At 64.9% G+C, this 18580-nt stretch carries 14 protein-coding genes; all 14 read left to right on the forward strand.

What is annotated here, in order from left to right:
* Positions 1–2: 2 nt before the first annotated feature.
* The 14 genes from HF916_RS17150 (at position 3) to HF916_RS17215 (ending at position 18557) form a co-directional block, all read left to right on the forward strand.
* Positions 3–1898 (forward strand): type VI secretion system Vgr family protein, encoded by a 1896-nt coding sequence (locus HF916_RS17150; RefSeq protein WP_168790069.1) that lies wholly within the window; start codon positions 3–5, stop codon positions 1896–1898.
* A 56-nt stretch (positions 1899–1954) separates the two neighbouring features.
* Complete coding sequence (locus HF916_RS17155; protein ID WP_168790070.1) at positions 1955–2650, forward strand: toxin-antitoxin system YwqK family antitoxin; 696 nt, start codon at positions 1955–1957, stop codon at positions 2648–2650.
* Between the two features lie 2 nt (positions 2651–2652).
* Complete coding sequence (locus HF916_RS17160) at positions 2653–3039, forward strand: DUF4280 domain-containing protein (protein ID WP_168790071.1); 387 nt, start codon at positions 2653–2655, stop codon at positions 3037–3039.
* A gap of 12 nt (positions 3040–3051) precedes the next feature.
* Positions 3052–3300: a hypothetical protein gene (locus tag HF916_RS17165; protein ID WP_168790072.1), complete on the forward strand. Its 249-nt coding sequence runs from the start codon at positions 3052–3054 to the stop codon at positions 3298–3300.
* A gap of 13 nt (positions 3301–3313) precedes the next feature.
* The gene (locus HF916_RS17170; protein ID WP_168790073.1) at positions 3314–4321 is read left to right on the forward strand and encodes an ABC transporter substrate-binding protein; all 1008 of its coding nucleotides are present in this window, start codon (positions 3314–3316) and stop codon (positions 4319–4321) included.
* Positions 4322–4346: 25 nt separating this feature from the next.
* Complete coding sequence (locus HF916_RS17175; RefSeq protein WP_168790074.1) at positions 4347–5621, forward strand: dicarboxylate/amino acid:cation symporter; 1275 nt, start codon at positions 4347–4349, stop codon at positions 5619–5621.
* Between the two features lie 8 nt (positions 5622–5629).
* Positions 5630–6331, forward strand: a complete 702-nt coding sequence (locus HF916_RS17180; RefSeq protein ID WP_168790075.1) for an aspartate/glutamate racemase family protein — start codon at positions 5630–5632, stop codon at positions 6329–6331.
* Positions 6328–7749, forward strand: coding sequence for a dicarboxylate/amino acid:cation symporter (locus HF916_RS17185; RefSeq protein WP_168790076.1), 1422 nt, complete (start codon positions 6328–6330; stop codon positions 7747–7749). The genes HF916_RS17180 and HF916_RS17185 overlap by 4 nt, the downstream gene beginning before the upstream one ends.
* 59 nt (positions 7750–7808) lie before the next feature.
* Positions 7809–8249 carry a type VI secretion lipoprotein TssJ gene (locus HF916_RS17190; RefSeq protein WP_168790077.1) on the forward strand — a complete coding sequence of 147 codons (441 nt, stop codon included), beginning with the start codon at positions 7809–7811 and terminating at the stop codon, positions 8247–8249.
* A gap of 90 nt (positions 8250–8339) precedes the next feature.
* The gene (tssK, locus tag HF916_RS17195; RefSeq protein WP_168790078.1) at positions 8340–9671 is read left to right on the forward strand and encodes a type VI secretion system baseplate subunit TssK; all 1332 of its coding nucleotides are present in this window, start codon (positions 8340–8342) and stop codon (positions 9669–9671) included.
* 56 nt (positions 9672–9727) lie between these two features.
* Positions 9728–10483 carry a DotU family type IV/VI secretion system protein gene (locus HF916_RS17200; protein ID WP_168790079.1) on the forward strand — a complete coding sequence of 252 codons (756 nt, stop codon included), beginning with the start codon at positions 9728–9730 and terminating at the stop codon, positions 10481–10483.
* Between the two features lie 61 nt (positions 10484–10544).
* Complete coding sequence (locus tag HF916_RS17205; protein ID WP_168790080.1) at positions 10545–14732, forward strand: type VI secretion system protein; 4188 nt, start codon at positions 10545–10547, stop codon at positions 14730–14732.
* Positions 14729–15910 (forward strand): type VI secretion system protein TssA, encoded by a 1182-nt coding sequence (gene tssA / locus HF916_RS17210; RefSeq protein ID WP_168790081.1) that lies wholly within the window; start codon positions 14729–14731, stop codon positions 15908–15910. Before HF916_RS17205 ends, tssA begins: the two co-directional genes overlap by 4 nt.
* A 403-nt stretch (positions 15911–16313) precedes the next feature.
* Positions 16314–18557 carry a polysaccharide biosynthesis tyrosine autokinase gene (locus HF916_RS17215; protein WP_168790082.1) on the forward strand — a complete coding sequence of 748 codons (2244 nt, stop codon included), beginning with the start codon at positions 16314–16316 and terminating at the stop codon, positions 18555–18557.
* Positions 18558–18580 lie beyond the last annotated feature (23 nt).

Consider the following 18580-nt stretch of genomic DNA (forward strand, 5'->3'; position numbering starts at 1 on the left):
GCATGTCCAGCGTGCCCAGCCAGGCCAACAGCTTCGTCTCGGTCACGACGCCGTTCGGCGCCGACGTGCTGCTGCTCGACGGTTTCGGCGGTCGCGAGGCGATCTCCGAGCCGTTTCATTTCGACTTGCGGATGCACTCGGCGAACAAGGCACTGGACGCGCAGACCATCATCGGCAAGAGCGTCACGGTGACGGTCAAGGATCAGGTCGGCACGCCGCGCTACTTCAACGGCATCGTCAAGCGCTTCGCGCACACGGGCGCCAATTCGCAGTACGGCTTCTACTCGGCCGAACTTGCGCCGCGCCTGTGGCTGCTGACGCTCGGCCAGGACCGGATGATCTATCAGAACCAGAGCGCGCTCGACATCGTCAAGACCGTGCTGGGCAGCTTTCAGGTGCCGCTCGAATTGCGCATCAGCGGCAGCGACTATGCGGTGCGCGAGTACTGCGTGCAGTACGACGAAAGCGCGTTCGCCTTTATTTCGCGGCTGATGGAAGAGGAAGGCATTTTCTATTTCTTCACCTTCGCGAATGGCGCGCACACGATGGTGCTCGCCGACAGCCCGTCGGCGCACGAAGTCGGTCAGCCGACGCTGTATTTCGCGCCCGACAGCAGCGTGGCGCCGCGCGCCGAGCGGGTCGCCGACTTCACCCTGACGCAGGGCATCGTGTCCGGCGAACATGTGCTTGGCGATTACGACTATCTGGCCGCGGCCAGTTCGACGGCGTCGTCGAGCGCGAGCGCGTCCGTGCCCACCGGACGGCGCTATACGTTTCCCGGCAAGTACGCGACCAGCGCGGAAGGCACGCGCAAATCCGCAGTCCGGCTCGCCGCGCAAACCGTACAGCAGCAGACCGGACGCGGCGCCAGCTATTGCTATGCGCTGACGGCCGGCACGTCGTTCGCGCTGAGCGGACACGTCAACAGCGCGCTCAACGTGTCGTATGTGGTGCGCGACGTCACGCATACGGCATCGAACGATACGTACAGCAACGAATTCCATGTGTTTCCGGAATCGGTGCCGTTTCGCGCGCCGCTCGTGACGCCGCGTCCGCTGGTCGCCGGGACGCACACCGCGAAAGTGGTCGGTTCGTCCGGCGAAGAAATCTGGACCGACGCGAACGGCCGCGTGAAGCTGAAATTCCCTTGGGACGGCAGTGCCGGCGCCGATGAGAACAGCTCGTGCTGGGTGCGCGTGTCGCAGGCATCGGCGGGGCAAGGATGGGGACATCTGTTCCTGCCGCGCATCGGCCAGGAAGTGGTGGTGAGCTACGTCGACGGCGACCCCGACCGGCCGCTCGTGACCGGCAGTGTCTACAACGGCCAGAACACGACGCCGGTCGCGCTGCCTTCGCTGCAGACACAAAGCGTGATGCGCTCGCGCTCGTCGAAAAGCGGCACCGCCGGCAACGAAATCCGCATGGAAGACAAGCTCAATTCAGAAGAGCTGTATTTCCACGCGCAAAAAGACATGACGGTCGCGATCGAAAATGCGCTGACCACGACCGTCATGGCCGGCGCCGAATCGCATGTGATTCAGAAGGGCGACCGCACGATCGACGTGCAGACCGGCAAGGAAACGCACAACGTCAAAGGCACCCGTTCGCTCGACGTCACCGGCGACGAGACGCACACCAACCATGCGGCCTTCACGCAGAACGTGACCGGCAATTACACGCTGAAGGTCAGCGGCAACCTCGTGCTCGACGTAAGCGGTTCGATCAGCATCAAGGCGGGCACGTCGCTCAGCAGCGAAGCCGGCACCACGCATGCGAGCAAGGCGGGCACGACCTTGAGCAATGAAGGACTGTCGCTTTCACACAAGGCCTCGACGACGCAGACCGTCGACGGCGGCGGCATGCTCGCGCTCAAGGGCGGACTGGTCAAACTGAACTGAGGCAAGCGATCGAAACTTTTCTGTCACCGCCAGCCGCAACGCCAGCCGACCCGTCGATGCCATCGCAAGCGACGGATGGCGGCGCGCGGATCGTCGAAGAGCGCGACGAAGCGGGCCGCCTCGTCGGCCGCGCGTCGTTGCTGGCCGGCGTGCCGCATGGCGAGAACACGCGCTATGCGCCCGACGGCACCGCGCTCGTGCAGGCCAACTTTGCGCACGGCGCACTGAGCGGGCCGCTGACCGCCTTCGACGAGCAGGGCGTGCCGCTGCAGCAAGCGCACTACCTGAACGGCAAGCTGCATGGCGTGACGACGCTTTATCAGGAAGGCCGCGTTGCCGCGCGTCAGCACTATGTGCAAGGCGTGCCGCATGGCGAGAGCGTCTCCTACGCGCCGTCGGGACTCGTCACGTCACGGCTGAATTACACGGCGGGCAAACTCGATCGCGAGGCGTTGTTCATGAGTGACGGCGTCATCGTGCGGCGCGTGAACTACCGTCACGGACTGCTCGACGGCGAAACGCGCGACTACTCACGCGAAGGCGCGCTGGTTCAATCATCGCCTTACCGCGCGGATCTGCTGCATGGCACCGTGCGCCGCTTCGCGCCCGACGGCAGCGTGGTGGAAGAGCGTGTCTACCAGCAAGGCAAGCCGCAAGGCGAATGGCGCAAGGTCGACGCGGGCCAGCCGCCCGGCGGTTCGCCCGCCGCGCCGCGGCTCGTCAAGCATTTTGAAAAATGGGTGAGGGGCTAGACGTGGGCATCCAGGTAACGGCAGGGACCACGCTCCAATGCAGCTTCGGCGCCGCGCCCGGCGCGCTCGGCGTACTGCCGGCGAACCGCGTGCTGTCCGGCGCGCCGGCGGCCACCATCATGGACCATCTGCCGATGGTCAACGTGGTGCCGTTCGGCACCTGCAGTTGCCTGGGCAATCCGATGGTCGCCGCCGCGACCGCCGCGGCGCTCGGCGCGTTGACGCCGATGCCGTGCCTGCCGGTCACCGCCGCGCCGTGGGTGCCGGGTTCGCCGACCGTGCTGATCGGCGGAATGCCGGCGCTGCAGAATTCGTCGAAGCTGATGTGCTCCTGGGGCGGCGTCATCCAGATCGTCGCGCCCGCGCAGTTCACCACCATGGTTCCTTGAGGATAGAGGCCAATGCAGCAATACGTTTTTTCCATGACTTCGCGGATGGTGACCATTGCCGCGGCCTGTGCGTTGTTGCTCTGCGTCCTGCTGTTCCTGCTGGGCGTCGAGATCGGCGCGCGTTTCAGCGCCGACGCGCCGCGGGACGAATCCGCGACACCGGTAGCCCGCGCGACGGTCGCCACCGGCAGCGTGGCGCCGCAGTCGGCGTCGCCGGGCGCCAATGACCTCGCCCCGGTTCCCGCTTCTTCGACTCTCTAAGGCTGGTATTTTCATGTCGTTTCCGCTCCTTATCCTCGTCCGGTTCCTCGACCGCCAAGCCCTGGCGGCATGCCTCACGCGCGGCGTGCAGCGCCGGGTGGCCGTGCTGCTCATCGCGATTGCCACGCTGACCACCCTGGCCATACTGGGCTCGCCGCCCGCCGGCGCCGCGGGCACGCCGCCGGCACCGGCTGCGGCCGTTTCACCGGCTGCACCGGCCGCCGCCGCTGCCACAGCCGCGTTGCCGACCACCTCGACGGGGCTCGTCCAGATGCCGGACGGCCGCCTGCTGGCGCCGGAGTTCGCACGCATCGTCGGCCGGGGAGAGCTGGTGGTCGCGGTGCTCGGCGTCGACCAGCCGCCGTTCTTCGAAGAACACGATGGCAAGCTGAGCGGCCTCGACATCACGCTCGCCACCGACATCGCCAGAAAGCTCGGGGTAAAGGTGCGCTTCAATCGCGACGCGAAGACTTTTGACGACGTTGTGAGCCTGCTCGCTAAAGGTAAGGCGGATATTGCCGTCAGTAAGTTGTCGCGGACGCTGTCGCGCGCGCAGGTGATCAGTTTCAGCGCGCCGTATCTGAGCCTGAAACGTTCGCTGCTGCTCAATCGCGTGAAGTTCGCGCAACTGGCGCATGGCCGGCCGGTGCCGGAAGTGATCCGCGCGTACGACGGCTCGATCGGCGTGGTCGCCAATTCGTCATACGCCGGCTATGTCACCAACAACTTTCCGAAGGCGCAAGTGCGTAGTTATCCGACCTGGGATGCGGTCCTGAGCGCGCTGAACGCCGGCGAAGTGACAGCGGCCTTTCGCGACGAGTTCGAGGTCAAGCGCGTGCTCAAGATCGACCCGACCGCGTCGCTGCGGCTTCGTGTCGTCACCTTGCAGGATCTGGAAGACACGCTTGCCATCGGTGTGAACGTGTCCGAGCCGACGCTGCTCGCGTTCGTCAACCAGTTTCTGGCAGAGCGCAATACGAAGTTCGATGTCGGCACTGTTCTTCAGGCCACCGATCACTGATACGCATCACGCAAGAGAGCACACCATGAATTCCAGCAGGATCTATGCATTCGTTCTAAACCCGTGGGTGGTGATCGGCAGCCTCGCGATCGGTGGCGCACTCGGCCTGCTCATGCCGGTCGAGGCGCAGAAACTCGGCTTCATCGGCGACATCTATGTCGATCTGCTAAAAATGACGACGTTGCCGTTCATGATTTCGGCGGTCATCTTCAGTTTGCAGCGCCTGTTTCGCGACGGCGGCACCTCGCGCCTGCTGGTGCGGGTCATTACGGTGTTCATCTGCACCTCGGCGACCGTGGCGGTGGTCGGCGCGATCGTGCTGCTGACGCTTCATCCGGGCGCCAACCTGTCGAGCGCGACGATGCGCACGTTCGGTCTGATGGTGGGCAGCGACGCCACCTCCAGCGACACCGTGATGAACCTGTACGGCGCCGATGTCCCGCAACCGTCGCTCAGTTTTTCCGACGTGCTGACGAGCCTCGTGCCGACCAACATCTTCGCGGCGCTCGCGAACGGCGATGCGCTGAAAGCGCTGGTGTTCGCGTTGCTGTTCGGCCTGGCGGTCGGACGCGTGCCCGAGCGCATTTCGGCCGGCCTGAGCCAGTCGCTGGAAACGATCTATCACGCCTGTCAACGGCTGATGCACTGGCTCAGCTATCCGCTGCCGCTGATCCTGATCTGCATGAGCGCCGCTCAGCTCGGCAAGTCGGGCGTCGGACCGCTGCATGCGATGCTGCAGTTCGTCATCGCTTTCTTTGTCGTGTCGGTGCTGTTGCTGATGCTCGCGGCCGCGATCATCTGGAAGCGTTCGAGTCACAGCCTCGCCAGGACGCTGGACGCGCTGCGCGCGCCGTTCGCGCTGGCCCTCGCCACCCGCAATAGCGCCGCCTGCATGCCGAGCATGATCGAAAGCCTCGTCGACGGACTGGGTTTTGCGCGTTCACGTGTCGAGCTGCTGGTGCCGCTCACCATTTCGCTGTTGCGCGTCGGACCGATGGTCTATTACGTGTGCGCGACGCTCTTCATCGCGCAACTGTATGGGCGCCCGCTGGGCGTCGTCGAGGTCGCGACCGTGCTGCTCGCGTCGGTGCTGGCCGGTTTTGCGTCGGCCGGCATGACCGGGCTCGTCACTGTGTCGCTGGTGGGCATGACGTGCGCGTATCTGCGCCTGCCGTTCGAAGCGGCGTTCATTCTGTTTCTCGCAGTCGATCCGTTGTGCGACATGCTGCGCACGTTGATTCTCGTGATCGGCAACGCTGCCGCGGTCACGCTGATCTGTCCGCGTCCGCTGAAGATCTAGGAGCCTCGATGGCACTCATCGGAATCCTCGGCGGCATGGGGCCGCTCGCAACGGTCGACTTCATGGCCAAGGTCGTGCAGCTCACCGACGCCTCCTGTGACCAGCAGCATCTGCCGATGCTGGTCGCCAATCTGCCGCACATCGCGGACCGCTCCCGTGCCATTCTCGGCGACGGCGAGGATTGTCTCGACGGTCTGCTGGAAGGCATCGATCTGCTGAACCGCAACGGCGTCGGGCTGATCGCGATACCGTGCAATTCGGCGCATCACTGGTATCCGCAGATCGCGGCGCGCAGTGCCGCGCCGGTGCTTCATATCGCCGAGGCGTGCGTGGCCGCGGTGCCCGTTTCGGCGCGGCGTGTGGCCGTGCTCGGCACCGGCGGTACGTTGAAGTCGGGCTTTTATCAGGCCGCGCTGACCGTGCGTGACATCGAGCCGCTGGTGCCCGGCGCGGACCTTCAGCAAAGCATCGCGGCGTGTATCCGTGAGGTGAAGGCCGGCGCGCTTGAGCAGGCCGCCGGCCACCTGTCGGTGGTGCTCGACAGTCTGGCCGCACAGGATGTGCGTGCGGCGGTGATGGCCTGCACCGAGATTCCCGTGGCGGCGCGGCATCTTTCGAATCCACCGCTGACGTTGATCGACAGTTCACTCGAACTGGCACGCGCCACCGTCACCTTCGCGGTCGCGCGCGGCTGGAACAGGCCGCAATGAAGACTTTGCAGACGCTCTCGCAGAGCACGCTCGGCCTGCTGCTGTGCGTGGCAGTGGGCGGTTTGTGCGGCGCGTTTGCCGCGCCGGCCGGCGCATTCGCGTATTTCATCGGACAACTGTATCTGTCGGTCGTCAACATGGCGGCCGTGCCGCTGCTGGTGGTAGCGACGTTTTTCGGCTTGCGCCAGGTGCTGGCGTTGCCGCGGCCGGCCGTGCGCGTCGGCACGATTCTCGGTCTGGCCATGCTGCTGGTGGTGCTGTGCGCGATCGGCGGCACGCTGACCGGCGTGCTGATGATGCCGGGTCAGCATCTCTCCAACGCCGCGCACGCCCAGCTTGGCGGACTCGTCCTCAAAAGCGCGAGCGATGCGGAGGAAGTGCGCATCACCCTGTTCGAGCAGGGCGCGCACGCCGCGTCGAGCGTCAGCGCCTACGGCGTGCAGGATCTGTTTCCGGACAATTTCTACCGGGTGCTCGCGGAAGGCCGCTCGCTCGGCATCCTGACCGGCACGCTCCTGTTCGGCATGGCATTCGCCACGCTCTCACGCGAGCGCACGAACATGTTGAACAGCGTGTTCGAAGGGATCTATCGCGCACTCGAGATCGTGATTGCGCGTGCGAACCTGCTGATTCCCGTGCTCGCCTTCGGCATGGCCGCGCATCTGACATCGCATACCGAACGCGCGACGCTCAGCGCGATGGGCGGCTTTCTGCTGTGCTTCCTGCTGGCCACCGTGCTGTTCGGCGGCGTCGCGTTGGCGATGATCGCGGTGCGCAGCAGCCAGCCCCTCGGGAGGGTGCTCACAGGTCTGAAGGCGCCGCTGCTGGTCGGCCTGACGTCGGGCAGCGCGACCGCGCCGATCCCGCACACCATCGAGGCGATGAGCACGGTGCTGGGATTCAGCCGCGGTGTGGTCGAACTGGTGGTGCCGTTCGGCTCGGTGTTCCTGCGGGCCGGCTCCGCGCTGTACTTCGCGCTGGCGACCGTGTTCGTCGCGAATCTCTATGAGCGTCCGCTCGGTGCCGGCGAGATCGTCATGATCGGCGCCGCCGCGGCGGTGGCCGCATTCGCCTCGGCCGGGCAGAGCGGGGTGGCGACTGCCGGCTACACCGGCATCGTGCTGTCGTTGCTGCATCTGCCGGTGGAAGCGGCTGGCGTGCTGTTCGTCACGATCGATCTCATCTGCGAAGGGCCGCGCAACGTGCTGAGCCTGCTATCGGTGTGCGCGGTGATCGCGCTCGTGTCGGCGGGCTTGCCGTCGGAGCGCACGCACCTGGCCTATGCGCGTGGCGACGCCGAACTCGGCGAGGTGCTGCGCTTCGCGTTCACGCGCGCGCAGCTCGTGCTGGCGGCGGGCTGCGTGTTCGCGGCGGCATCGCTGATCGTATTGATGGGCATTGGAGTTGGAGCGAGATGAGGAACTGCCTGATTAGCGAAGGTACGCGCCACCTGTCGCGCCGCGGAGCTCGCCTCCTGATGGCGCTGGGCTGCGCATGCGTTCTCGCAAGCTGCGGCATGCTGGGTTTGAGCGGCGAGAAAGCCCCCTGGTCGCAGGTCACGCTCGCGGCCAGCGACGACGTGAATAACAACAGCCCGGTGGCCGTCGATGTCGTGCTGGTGAGCGATGACGCGATGCTCGCGCGGCTCGCCGAGTTGCCCGCATCGAAATGGTTTGCGGGACGCGGCGATCTGCTCAGCACGTTCCCGAAGAGCCTGCGCTACCGCAGCTGGGAGCTGGTGCCTGGCCAGCGGCTCGACGTGCCGGAAGATTCGTTCGCCGGCCCGCGTGTGGTCGCGGCCTTTGTATTTGCCAATTACCCGGACTCTGGCGCGCATCGCGTCCGGATTCAGAAGTTCAGCGGGCGCCTTGTCGTGCAGCTGGACAGCAATAATTTTTCCGTCGCGGATACGAAATGACAGCGTGTGAAGGTGTTTTGAAGAATCCCCTCGCCAGCCGGGCGGCCACACGCCGCCGCGCGAAAGAACTCGGCGAGAGGAGGAGCAACCATGTCTAAGCTGGCTAATGCGGTGACCGACCGCATCGAGTGGTTCGAGGGCATGCTGCTGTCGCCGCAGCATTTCCAGTTGACGGCCGCGCGCGTCGATTCGCTCGTGGCCTGGCAGACGCTCGCCGCCGCGCCGTTCAGTTGGGGCGTGCGGCGTCTGGTGTTCGACAACGGCCTGTTGCCGACCGGACTCGTGCGGATTCTTGCGCTCGACGCGATCATGCCCGACGGTACGGCGGTCTCATATGCGGCCGAGTCGAGCCAGCACGGGCGGCTTGAACTGTCACTGGAGCCGTTTGCCGAGCAGTTGGCGAAAGGGCCGCTGGATTTCTATCTGGTGCTGCCGGTCGCGGCGACGATGCGCCGCGATGCGCAGGTGAAGCGTTTTCGTTCGACCGCGGGCGTGCCGGTGGAAGACGAAGTGTCCGATGCACCACCTGCGGATATTCCACGCCTCGTGCCGAATCTCGCGCTCACCGCGGGCGAGCTGCCTTCGGGGATGCACGTGCATTTGCGACTCGGCTCGGTCTATCGCGACAACGAGGTGGTGCGGCTCGGCGACACCTTGCCGCCGCTGCTCGAAATTGCCCGCGACAACCCGCTGTGGACCGCGGTCGCTTCCCTGCTCGGACAGTTGCGCGGCAAGGCGGCTTTCGTCGCGCGGCAGACGGCCAATCCGTCGTCGAAAGTGGATGACCGTCTGACCCAGCTCGAATTGAAGGATCGCCTGCGCAGTCTGCTGACCGCGCTGCCGCAGGCCGAAGCGGTGCTGCGCACGCCGCATCTCCATCCGCTCGCGCTGTTCTGGTCGCTGGCATCGCTGAGCGGCGCGCTCGCGACGCTCAAGCCCGGCGGCTTGCCGCCCGTGCCGCCCGATTACGAGCATGCCGATCCGCTGGCGGTGTTCACACCGTTGCTGCGTTCGCTGCGCGATTCGGTGTCGGAAGTCAGCGAGGACTACCGCGAACACAAGTTCGATTTCCGTCACGGCGCCTTCGAAATCGCCTTGCAGCCGGACTGGGTCGGCGAGCGTCTCGTCGTCGGTCTGCGCGGCCAGTCCGAACGCGATTTGCTCTCGTGGATGGACGGCGCGGTGATCGGCTCGCAGTCCGTGTATGCGTCGCTGCGGGCGCGCCGCGTACTCGGCGCGACGCGGCGCGGCGTCGACTATGCGGAAGAACTCGGGATTCGCTCCGGCTCCGGCTATCTGCTGTTCGAGATCGACGCGGAACCGGCGCTCGTGCATGCCAGCGAACCGCTGGTGATCGGTAATCCGAACGAAGGCGCGAGCGCGCAACGGCCGCAGGAAATGCTGCTGTTCGTGAAGGGCTGATGCCCCGCATGCGATGAGACAGTGAAGATGAATGCAACGATGAAGGTAGGCTGAGCATGGCACGCAATCGACCACTTGAACCCGAAGAAGACGACCTCGTAACCGAACAGTTCCGGGTCTTTCTCGACGAGCTCGTCAAGGCGCAGGCGCGTTTTTCCGAGGTGCCCGGCACGGATCCGGATGTCGCCGCACAAGGCCTGAGCCGTCATCTTCTGAATCTGCTCGAAGTGCAGACGCTGCAGTCGCGGCGCGACAGCTCACGCTTCGAAATGGAAAACGTCGCCGATGCGCGCTACCTGAAAGCCGTGCTCGCCGACGAAATCCTGCTCAATACGCCTTGGACTGGCCGCGAGCACTGGACCGCGTATCTGCTCGAATCGACGCTGTTTCGCACCAACGTCGCGGGTGATCTGGTGTTTCGCCGCATCGAGCAATTGCTGTCGGACCGCGAACCGTCGCGCCGCCACATCGCGCGGCTTTACCTGTTCGCGCTGGCCATGGGTTTTCAGGGCCGCTTTCGCGATGCCGACGCGGCAGCACGGCTGCGTGGCTACCGCGAGGAACTGTATGAGTTCGTCTATCAGCGCCGCGCGGATCTCGGCGGCCGCGATCGTGTGCTGGCCGAGCCGGCCTACGCGAACACGCTGTCGCACGTCGCGCCGCGCAAGCTGCCGACCGTCAGTCGCTGGACAGTCATTTTTCTGCTGGCATTGGTATCGTTGCTGGCCATTTCCGAGGTGCTGTGGCTATGGCAATCATGGCCGGTGCGCCAGGCGTTGTATGCCGATCCGGTGACGGGAGTGCAGCCGTGAATTCACGCAAGCTGATAAAAGTTGCGGCGCCGTGCCGCGCGCGATGCAGGGGAGCGCGAGCATGCTGACCAGCAATCTGTTCCTGTTGTCCATTGCCGTGCTGACGCTCGTGGTGTGCGTCGTGCTCGGCGCCGTGCTGTACTTCGCGTTGCATGGTGCGAACAGCAAGCCGGCGCCGGATCGCAAGATCGTCCGCCTGCGCTCGGATTCGCTGCGCAGCGCGTTTCGCCAGGCGGTCGAACTGATCGAAGGGAATATCGCGTCGCGCGCCGAGCGCTACAACATTCCGTGGATCATGATCCTCAATGAAGGCGACGATCCACGCCCGCTGCCGATCGCGCAATCCGGCGTGGCGAGCGTGTTGAGCGCGGAGTCGGCGAGTCCCGCCGCCACCCAGGGCATCTCGTGGCATTTCTTCGATCGCGGCATTGTCGTCGATATCAAGGCGGCGTATCTGGGTTCTCCCGATGACGACGGCGACGAGAAGCCGTGGGACGAGTTTCTCGGCCTGTGCCGCAATTACCGGCAGCAGCGTCCGTTCGACTCGGTCGTCATCACCGTGCCGGCTGCGACGCTGCTTGCCGACGACACTGATGCGCAACTCGAACTGGTGCGTCATGCCAAACTCGCGCATCGGCGCCTGTGGCTCGCGCAGAACCGCTTCGCGATGCGCTTCGCGGTGTACGTCGTGGTCACGGGCTGTGAATCGCTGACCGGCTTCGCTCCGTTTGCCCGCGCGCTGCCGGAGACGTTGCGTGCGAGCATGCTCGGCTGGTCGTCGCCGTATGACCTGTCCACCACGTATTCGTCGGATTGGGTCGACACGGCGATGCACAGCATCATGCGCTCGGTCTCGGATGCGAGCGCCGAACTGTTCGCGCTCGACGCCGGGCAGATGGATGCGCGCCAGTTCCTGCTCTTGCCGTCGCGGATCGAGGCGATGAGCGCGCAATTGCAGCGCTACGTCGATGAACTGCTGCGCGCGAGCGCGTACCACGAGCCGTTTTTCTTCCGCGGCATCTACCTGACCGGCGACAGCAGCGAGTTTGCGCAATGGAGCATGGCGCAGGGCGACGAATCGGCGCTGAGGCGCGATGCGCTCCCATCGCCTGCGTTCGATGAAGCGGCGGCGGGCGGCGTGATGGCCTACGACGCGGGCGGCGCGTTGCAGCCAGTTCGCGGCGATTCGCCCGTGGGCCGTCGCGAACCGGGTGGCCCGCTCAACGAGTTGATGCTGCAGCCCGCGTTTCTGCGCGACCTGTTCGAGAAGAAGATCTTCCTGGAGTATGGCCTGACGCGTCCGTCGCGCTCGCAATATCTCGCGCGTCCGGTACTGAACCGCGCGTTGCGCTGGGGCGGCATCGCGCTGCTGGGCACCTGGGGCGTCGGCCTCGCCGTCGCGACGTTTCAACTGAGCCATCGCAACGGCGAACTGGTCGCCGCGCTCAGTTCGCTCCAGCGCGACGCGCACGACCGCGCCGCAGCCGCGCAGCAGGCCCAGGACCTGCCGGCGGACTGGTATCGCCGCAAGGCACTTGCGCTGATCGCACTGAACCAGCATCTGAAAACCGACAGCACGTGGACGGTTTTCATGCCGGGTTCATGGAGTCCGGTCGACGATCTGAACGCACGCGTGAAGGAACGCTTCGAACGGGAATTCGGCGAAATCGCGGTGACGGCGCTGGAGCGTGAGATGTATTCGCGCGTGGGCCAGTTGACCGGCGAAAGCCGCGACCCGAGCACCGGCCAGTTGATTATCGGCGACGACTGCGCGGCACCAGCGGCGGCGCGCAGCGACGTGCACGGCGCCCCGAGCCTGGCTGTCGACGACTTGCCGCAGATGCGCGCGCTCCAGCAGTACGTCGGCTCGGCCGATCAGCTCGACGCCGCCTTGCAGGCGTTGCAGCGCCTGCAGACACCGTCGGCGGACAATGCCGAAGCGTTGCGGCTGGTGGTGCGTTACGCGCTTGGCGCCGAATTGCAGGGCAGCGTCGCCGGTACCTTGCCTTACTTCTATCGCGATCCGGCCCGGCGCGGCGCCGATCCAACCAACGCCGCCGACGGCATCAATCTGCCGGTCATCCAGCAGGCGCTGCGCTGCTCCTTCGACAAGGGCGCGCAACAGGTCGATAGCGGGCTCTTCACCGACAACGCGTTGCTGGCTGCCGAACGTTCGATCACCGAGCATCTGAACAGCCTGTCGGTCGGCACCGCGGGCGCGGCGGATTTCACGCAACTCACCAATAACTATCGCGCGGTCGTCGCCGGTATCGACACGCAGCGGGATCTGCTCGCGTCGGGCAAGGGGAACTGGTTGCGACAGCCGCAGTTCTCGCCGGGGTCGGTCTATGAACGCACGTTGGCACATGCCGCGCAGAATCGCCTGCTCGGGCCTGAGCTCGCGGCGCGTGTGCGTGAGCGTGACGACACGGCGTTCCATGCATTCCGCAGTGAATTCGCGGTACGTTTCGACGGATCCGACGGCGGCCTCGTCTGGCTTGACAAGGACGCGCGCTACGCGGTCTCGCCGACACGGCTCGCGCTGCGCGACGGTCTGTCGACGCTGCTCGCCCAGCCGTTCATGACGGCGCCGCGTGACCGTGCGTTCCCTGAACTCAGCGATGGCTCGACGATCGTGTGGGACCGCGCGCAGCTCGACCAGGCGCTGACGCTCGGCGACGTGCGCAAGCGCTTCCTGACCGATGGTCTCGCGTCGATGCCGCCGGCAATCTTGCCCTCTATCGAACAGGCGCTCGACGTGCAGTTCGCGCAGTTGATACTCGATCAGACCGCGGCCGCCGCGACCACCAAGCCGGCTCAAGGCGACACGGACAGCGCGGCGTTCGACGCGTCGCGCGCGCGCCTCGTCAGGATCGAAGCACTGTTGACGGAGATGAACGCCACGGCGCAGGTCGAGGATCTGGATAACCTCATGTCGCGCGATGCGATGGCACACCTGAAAGTCGTCGACGATGCGCTGACGCAGTCCGAGTTGTATGCGACCCGCCAAAGCGTCGCCTACGACGGCCCGCGCAATGGGCGCTCGCCGGTGCTGACCGCGTTCGGCGTCGCCGATGCCGGCGCGCTCGCGGTGTATCTCGACCAGCAATCGAGCCGTGCGCTGACGCTCGGCAAGCAGGCGTCCGTCTATCTGGCCGCGCTCGACACGACTGATGCCGCGTCGCCGCTCGCGCAGCGCTGGCAGTCGATCGTGCGCGATCTCGAACGCTATCGGCTGAAAAATCCGAACAGCAGTTTGCTGCGGCTGGAGCAGTTCGTCGCGACCGCCGCGGGTGAGCCCGGCGCGGGCAGCTGCATGTCGAAGTTTGCGGGCCGGCCTGCCGCGAACGGCGCCGACGACTACTTCGCGGCGCTGCATGAGCGTCTTTATGACCGCCTGCTGTCGCGCTGCAGCCAGAGCTTTGTGTACGAGTTGCGTGAGCAGTGGGACAGCTTCGCGACGGTCTTCAATCAGAGCGTAGCGGGGCGGCCACCCTTCAACGGGGCGAGCTTGATGCGCGTGGCCAACCGGGGCGACGCCGGCTCGGCGGATTTCGGCGAAGTCGGTCAGATGCTCCGGCGTTACGCGGGCGTGTCGGATACGTTCCGCGCGGCGCGCTCGGGCGGCGGCGTGCAGACCTCGTTGACGAACGCCTCGGTGCGCCAGTTCATCGACAATTTCGATCAGGTCAGAACGCTGCTCGCGCCGCTCTATCCGGCTGACGACGGTGCGCCGACCGGCTACGACGTCAACGTCGATTTCCGCGCCAATCGCGGCGCTGAAGTGGCCGCGAACCAGGTGATCGACTGGACCTTGTCGATCGGCTCGCAAAGCGTGTCGTTGCACGATGCGCCGCATGCGCTGCATTGGGATTACGGCACGCCGGTGTCACTGGTGCTGCGCTTCGCCAAAGACTCGCCGCTCACGGCCGTCAGCGACCCGCAGCAGCGCGCGCTGTCCACCGACGGACGCACGCTCACCTGGCAATTCGCAGACCCTTGGGCGTTGCTGTCGTTCATCGCCCGGCAGCGCGTGCCGGATGCGAGCCTGCGAGGCGACAGCGCGGCGCAATTGCTCGGCTTCGATTTTCCGCTGGGGACGGCGAGTGCGGCCGATCTCGTCCTGTTGCCGAAGCAGGCACGCGGCAGCGTGTTCCTGCGCCTCACGCTGACGCCCGCCGGCAAGAAAACACCCTTGCCGTGGCCTGCCAATTTCCCGGCGCGCGCGCCGGACTGGACCGCGTTATGAAACTGGTTGAACCGATAGACTTTGCCCCGGCGTTCGACGTCGATTTCGAAGCGCTGCTCGCGCCGGTCGCGGGCGGCAATGATGATGGCGGCGGCGTTTCGTTGCGTTACGACGCGCTCTATCAGCAGATTCGCGACGCCCGGCATCATGACGACGCGACACTGCCGATGGGCGAATGGGAGCGCCCGCTGATCAAGGCCGACTGGAAAGCGGTCGCGGCAATGTGCAGTGGTGCGCTCGGCAGCTGCAGCAAGGATTTTCAGCTTGCCGCATGGCTTTGCGAAGCGTGGACGCATCTGCACCGGATCGAAGGATTCGTTGCCGGGACGCATCTGCTTGCCGCGCTCGTCGAACGCTATTGGGATCACGCGTGGCCGCGAATCGAAGAGGGCGACGCGGACGCGCGCATCGCGTCATTCGTCTGGATGAACGACACGTTTTCCTTGCTGCTGTCACTGCACGTGCCGTTGATGGCGATCGAAGGACGCGAACCGTCCACGGTCAATCTCGACGACTGGCAGCGGGTTCTGCAGCTTGCCGAAGACGAAGCGGGTCCCGGCGCCTTGACGCGCGAACTGCTCGCGCAGCATCTGGCCAAAGGGCGCAACCTTGCGAACCTCATGTCGCTGCATCGGCAGATCGCCGGCGCGCTCGACGCCTGGCGCTCGCTCTCCGCACTGATCGACGAACGGTTGCACGACGACGGCCCGAATCTGTCGCGTGTGAGCGACGTGCTGGCGCGTCTCGCGCGCGCGGCGACCAGCCTGCTCGGCGACCACGCGTTGCCGCACACGCAGGCTGGCAACATGCAGGATGCGTTCGGCTATCCGCCGGCAGGAGGACAGCCGAACACAGGCGGATTTGCGTCGGCGGTGCAACATCGGGAGGATGCAATGGAACTTGAGGCGCTCGCTGCCGACTCGCAGCGTGAGATGGCGGAGAAAACCCTGGCGGCGGTTGCGGCATTGCCGGGGCATATCGAGAGCCGCGCGCAAGCGTACCGGCTGATCGAAATCGTCGCGCGCTACCTCGAAGAAAACGAGCCGCATAGTCCCACGCCGTATCTGCTCAAGCGGGCCGTGGCGTGGGGGCAAATGCCACTGGCGGATCTGATGCGCGAAATCGTCCGCACCGAGGGCGACATGACGCGCTATCTCGCGCTGCTCGGACTCGAATAGCGCCATCCGATGCCGGCCGGTTGGCGCCAGGCCAGTGAACCGGTTTGAATCCGCGGTCAAGTCGCATCTAACATGGCATGCTGGCATTCGCCCAGCATGCCATGATGCCACCGTCGCGTGGCGATCCCCCTCTGCTTTGCGTGAAAACACGAATCTGTCTGGTCGGACATTTTGTGGTTTTCCCTTATTCTAAAAAATCCGTTTCCCGTTTCCCGACGCGCTTGCCAAGCCGCTTATAGCGAATAAAGCCCGGGATAATTTATGTGCACTACCGCGCATACTTGGTGCAGCCTGTGCCGTACTGTTGCGTCAGGGAAAGGACCAATACCGTTAATCGCACATTTCCCTCGTTCGAATCCGCTTGCCTGAGCGGTCAAATAAAACCACGTGACGAGACGTGCCCATGAAACTCAAATATCAAGCGTCAGAGGGATTATCCGAACGTAACGACGAATTCGATCCTGGATCGATCATCGATACGTTGATTAATCACCGCAAAATGATTGCCGCTATAACAATGGCATTCATTCTGGTGGGCGCGCTGTACGCGTTTTGTGCGACGCCCATCTATCGAGCAAGTATTTCGATCAGGGTCGAGGACAATTCACCGACCGCGCTGCCGGATTCGAAGGATCTGGTGCGCAATGCGTCGTCGTTGTTCCAGGAGAAGTCCTCGGCCGAAAGCGAAATGCAGATCCTGAGGTCGAAAGCCATCGCCATGCAGACGGTGGATTACCTCAAGCTCTACATCGAAGCCGAGCCGAAGCGCTTTCCGCTGCTCGGCGGGCTGATCGCGCGTCACACCGACTCGCGGATGACGCCCGGACTCTTCGGCTGGGGCGGCTTCGTCTGGGGTGACGAATCGATCAGCGTGGCGACGTTCGAAGTGCCGAGAAAGCAGGAAGGCAACGCGTACACCGTCACCGCATTGCCCGGCGGCCAGTACCAGTTGCGCGGGCCGGGACTGGAACAGCCGGTCACCGGACGCGTCGGCGTCGACGAGCAATTCGAAACCAGCCACGGGCCGGTCAATCTGCTCGTGAGCAAGATCGACGGCGAGAGCGGGGCGGAGTTCAAGCTCACGCGCCACTCGCGTCAGCAGGCCCTCGAACAGCTGCAAAAGGGCCTCCAGATCGACGAGCAAGGCAACAAGTCGAATGTGCTGGGCGTCATGCTGGAAGGCCGCGACCCGGTTCTCGTGACCAACATCCTCAACGATATCGGCGCGGTGTATGTGCGCCAGAACGTGAATCAGAAGGGTGCCAACGCCGAGAAGTCGCTGAACTACCTCGAGCAGCAGCTGCCGGGAGCGAAGCGCCAGATGGAGCAGGCCGAAGAAGCCTATAACACCTATCGCAACAGTCACGGCCTTCTGGATGCGGACGAGGAAAGCCGGCTCATCCTGAGACAGGCCACTGAAGCGGACTCGCGCCTCTATGACCTCAAGCGTCAACGCCAGGACCTGACCGCTCACTTGACCGCCGAGCACCCGAGCGTGGTGGCCATCGACCAGCAGATCGCCAGCACCAACAAGTACGTCGAGAGTCTCGCGAGCCGCGTCAAGGCCATGCCGACGGCGGAGCAAGGTGCGCTGCGCCTGATGCGGGACATGCGCATGAGCTCCGACATGTATGCGGCGTTGCGTAGCAACATCGACACCCTGCGGCTGGTCAAGGCCGGTCAGTCCGCTTCCGTGCAGTTGCTGGATACCGCGGACGTCCCCGAGCGGCCGGTCAAGCCCGCGAAATCGCTCGTGCTGCTCATCGCAGCGGTGCTGGGGCTGTTCGTCGCTGTCGGGCTGGCTTTCCTGCGTGATTATCTGTTCAAGGGCGAGGCCGATCCGGAAGAGCTGGAATCGCGCACCGGCCTGACCGTGTACGCGACGATCCCGGTTAGCGACCAGCAGATGCAACTGACGCAGAAAATGGCCATCCGCGGCCCGGAGAAACTGGCTCTGGCTTTCCGCTACCCGATGGACCCGGCTGTAGAAGCGCTGCGCACGATGCGCGCATCGCTGCAATTCGCGCTGAACGGCGAACGCAACAACGTCGTGATGCTCGCGGGGCCGCTGCCGGGAATCGGCAAGTCGTTTCTGTCAGCCAATCTCGGCACCTTGCTCGCCTCAGGCGGGAAGCGCGTGCTGCTGGTGGACGGCGATTTGCGCCGCGGCCATCTGAACCAGTACTTCGGCTTGCAACGCGGTGCAGGGCTGGCCGATCTGATCACGGGTGCCCGTTCGCTCGAAGACACGGTGCACAAGGACGTGCTGCCGAATCTCGACGTCCTGCAGTGCGGGGAGTACCCGCACGACCCGGCCGAACTGTTGTTGAGCAGCAATTTCAGGGCAACCATTCGCGCCGCTTCGGAGCAGTACGACATTGTGTTGCTGGACGCGCCCGCCATCCTTGCGGTGTCGGATACGGTGACCATGGCGCCCGTCGCCGATTCGATCTTCATGGTCGCGCGTTTCGCCGATACGCGCGCTGGGGAGATCTCGGAATCGGTCAAGCGTCTGGCGCAAACGGGTTCGAAAGTCGAAGGCATTCTGCTGAACGGATTCAAGGTGAGCCGCGGCAATTACGCTCAGTCGCGCCGGTACGGCGGCTACGCATACGACGCTTACTACTCCGATTCGGTCACGAAATAGCGCGCGTGGCCCCGGGCAAAGGT

The organism is Paraburkholderia aromaticivorans (assembly GCF_012689525.1).
GTDB lineage: Bacteria > Pseudomonadota > Gammaproteobacteria > Burkholderiales > Burkholderiaceae > Paraburkholderia > Paraburkholderia aromaticivorans_A.

What these genes read in the sequence shown, in the direction of transcription:
- HF916_RS17150 (WP_168790069.1), top strand. Translation starts at nt 3, where the DNA reads ATGTCCAGCGTGCCCAGCCAGGCCAACAGCTTCGTCTCGGTCACGACG.
- HF916_RS17155 (WP_168790070.1), top strand. Translation starts at nt 1,955, where the DNA reads ATGCCATCGCAAGCGACGGATGGCGGCGCGCGGATCGTCGAAGAGCGC.
- HF916_RS17165 (WP_168790072.1), top strand. Translation starts at nt 3,052, where the DNA reads ATGCAGCAATACGTTTTTTCCATGACTTCGCGGATGGTGACCATTGCC.
- HF916_RS17170 (WP_168790073.1), top strand. Translation starts at nt 3,314, where the DNA reads ATGTCGTTTCCGCTCCTTATCCTCGTCCGGTTCCTCGACCGCCAAGCC.
- HF916_RS17175 (WP_168790074.1), top strand. Translation starts at nt 4,347, where the DNA reads ATGAATTCCAGCAGGATCTATGCATTCGTTCTAAACCCGTGGGTGGTG.
- HF916_RS17180 (WP_168790075.1), top strand. Translation starts at nt 5,630, where the DNA reads ATGGCACTCATCGGAATCCTCGGCGGCATGGGGCCGCTCGCAACGGTC.
- HF916_RS17185 (WP_168790076.1), top strand. Translation starts at nt 6,328, where the DNA reads ATGAAGACTTTGCAGACGCTCTCGCAGAGCACGCTCGGCCTGCTGCTG.
- HF916_RS17190 (WP_168790077.1), top strand. Translation starts at nt 7,809, where the DNA reads ATGGCGCTGGGCTGCGCATGCGTTCTCGCAAGCTGCGGCATGCTGGGT.
- tssK (WP_168790078.1), top strand. Translation starts at nt 8,340, where the DNA reads ATGTCTAAGCTGGCTAATGCGGTGACCGACCGCATCGAGTGGTTCGAG.
- HF916_RS17200 (WP_168790079.1), top strand. Translation starts at nt 9,728, where the DNA reads ATGGCACGCAATCGACCACTTGAACCCGAAGAAGACGACCTCGTAACC.
- HF916_RS17205 (WP_168790080.1), top strand. Translation starts at nt 10,545, where the DNA reads ATGCTGACCAGCAATCTGTTCCTGTTGTCCATTGCCGTGCTGACGCTC.
- tssA (WP_168790081.1), top strand. Translation starts at nt 14,729, where the DNA reads ATGAAACTGGTTGAACCGATAGACTTTGCCCCGGCGTTCGACGTCGAT.
- HF916_RS17215 (WP_168790082.1), top strand. Translation starts at nt 16,314, where the DNA reads ATGAAACTCAAATATCAAGCGTCAGAGGGATTATCCGAACGTAACGAC.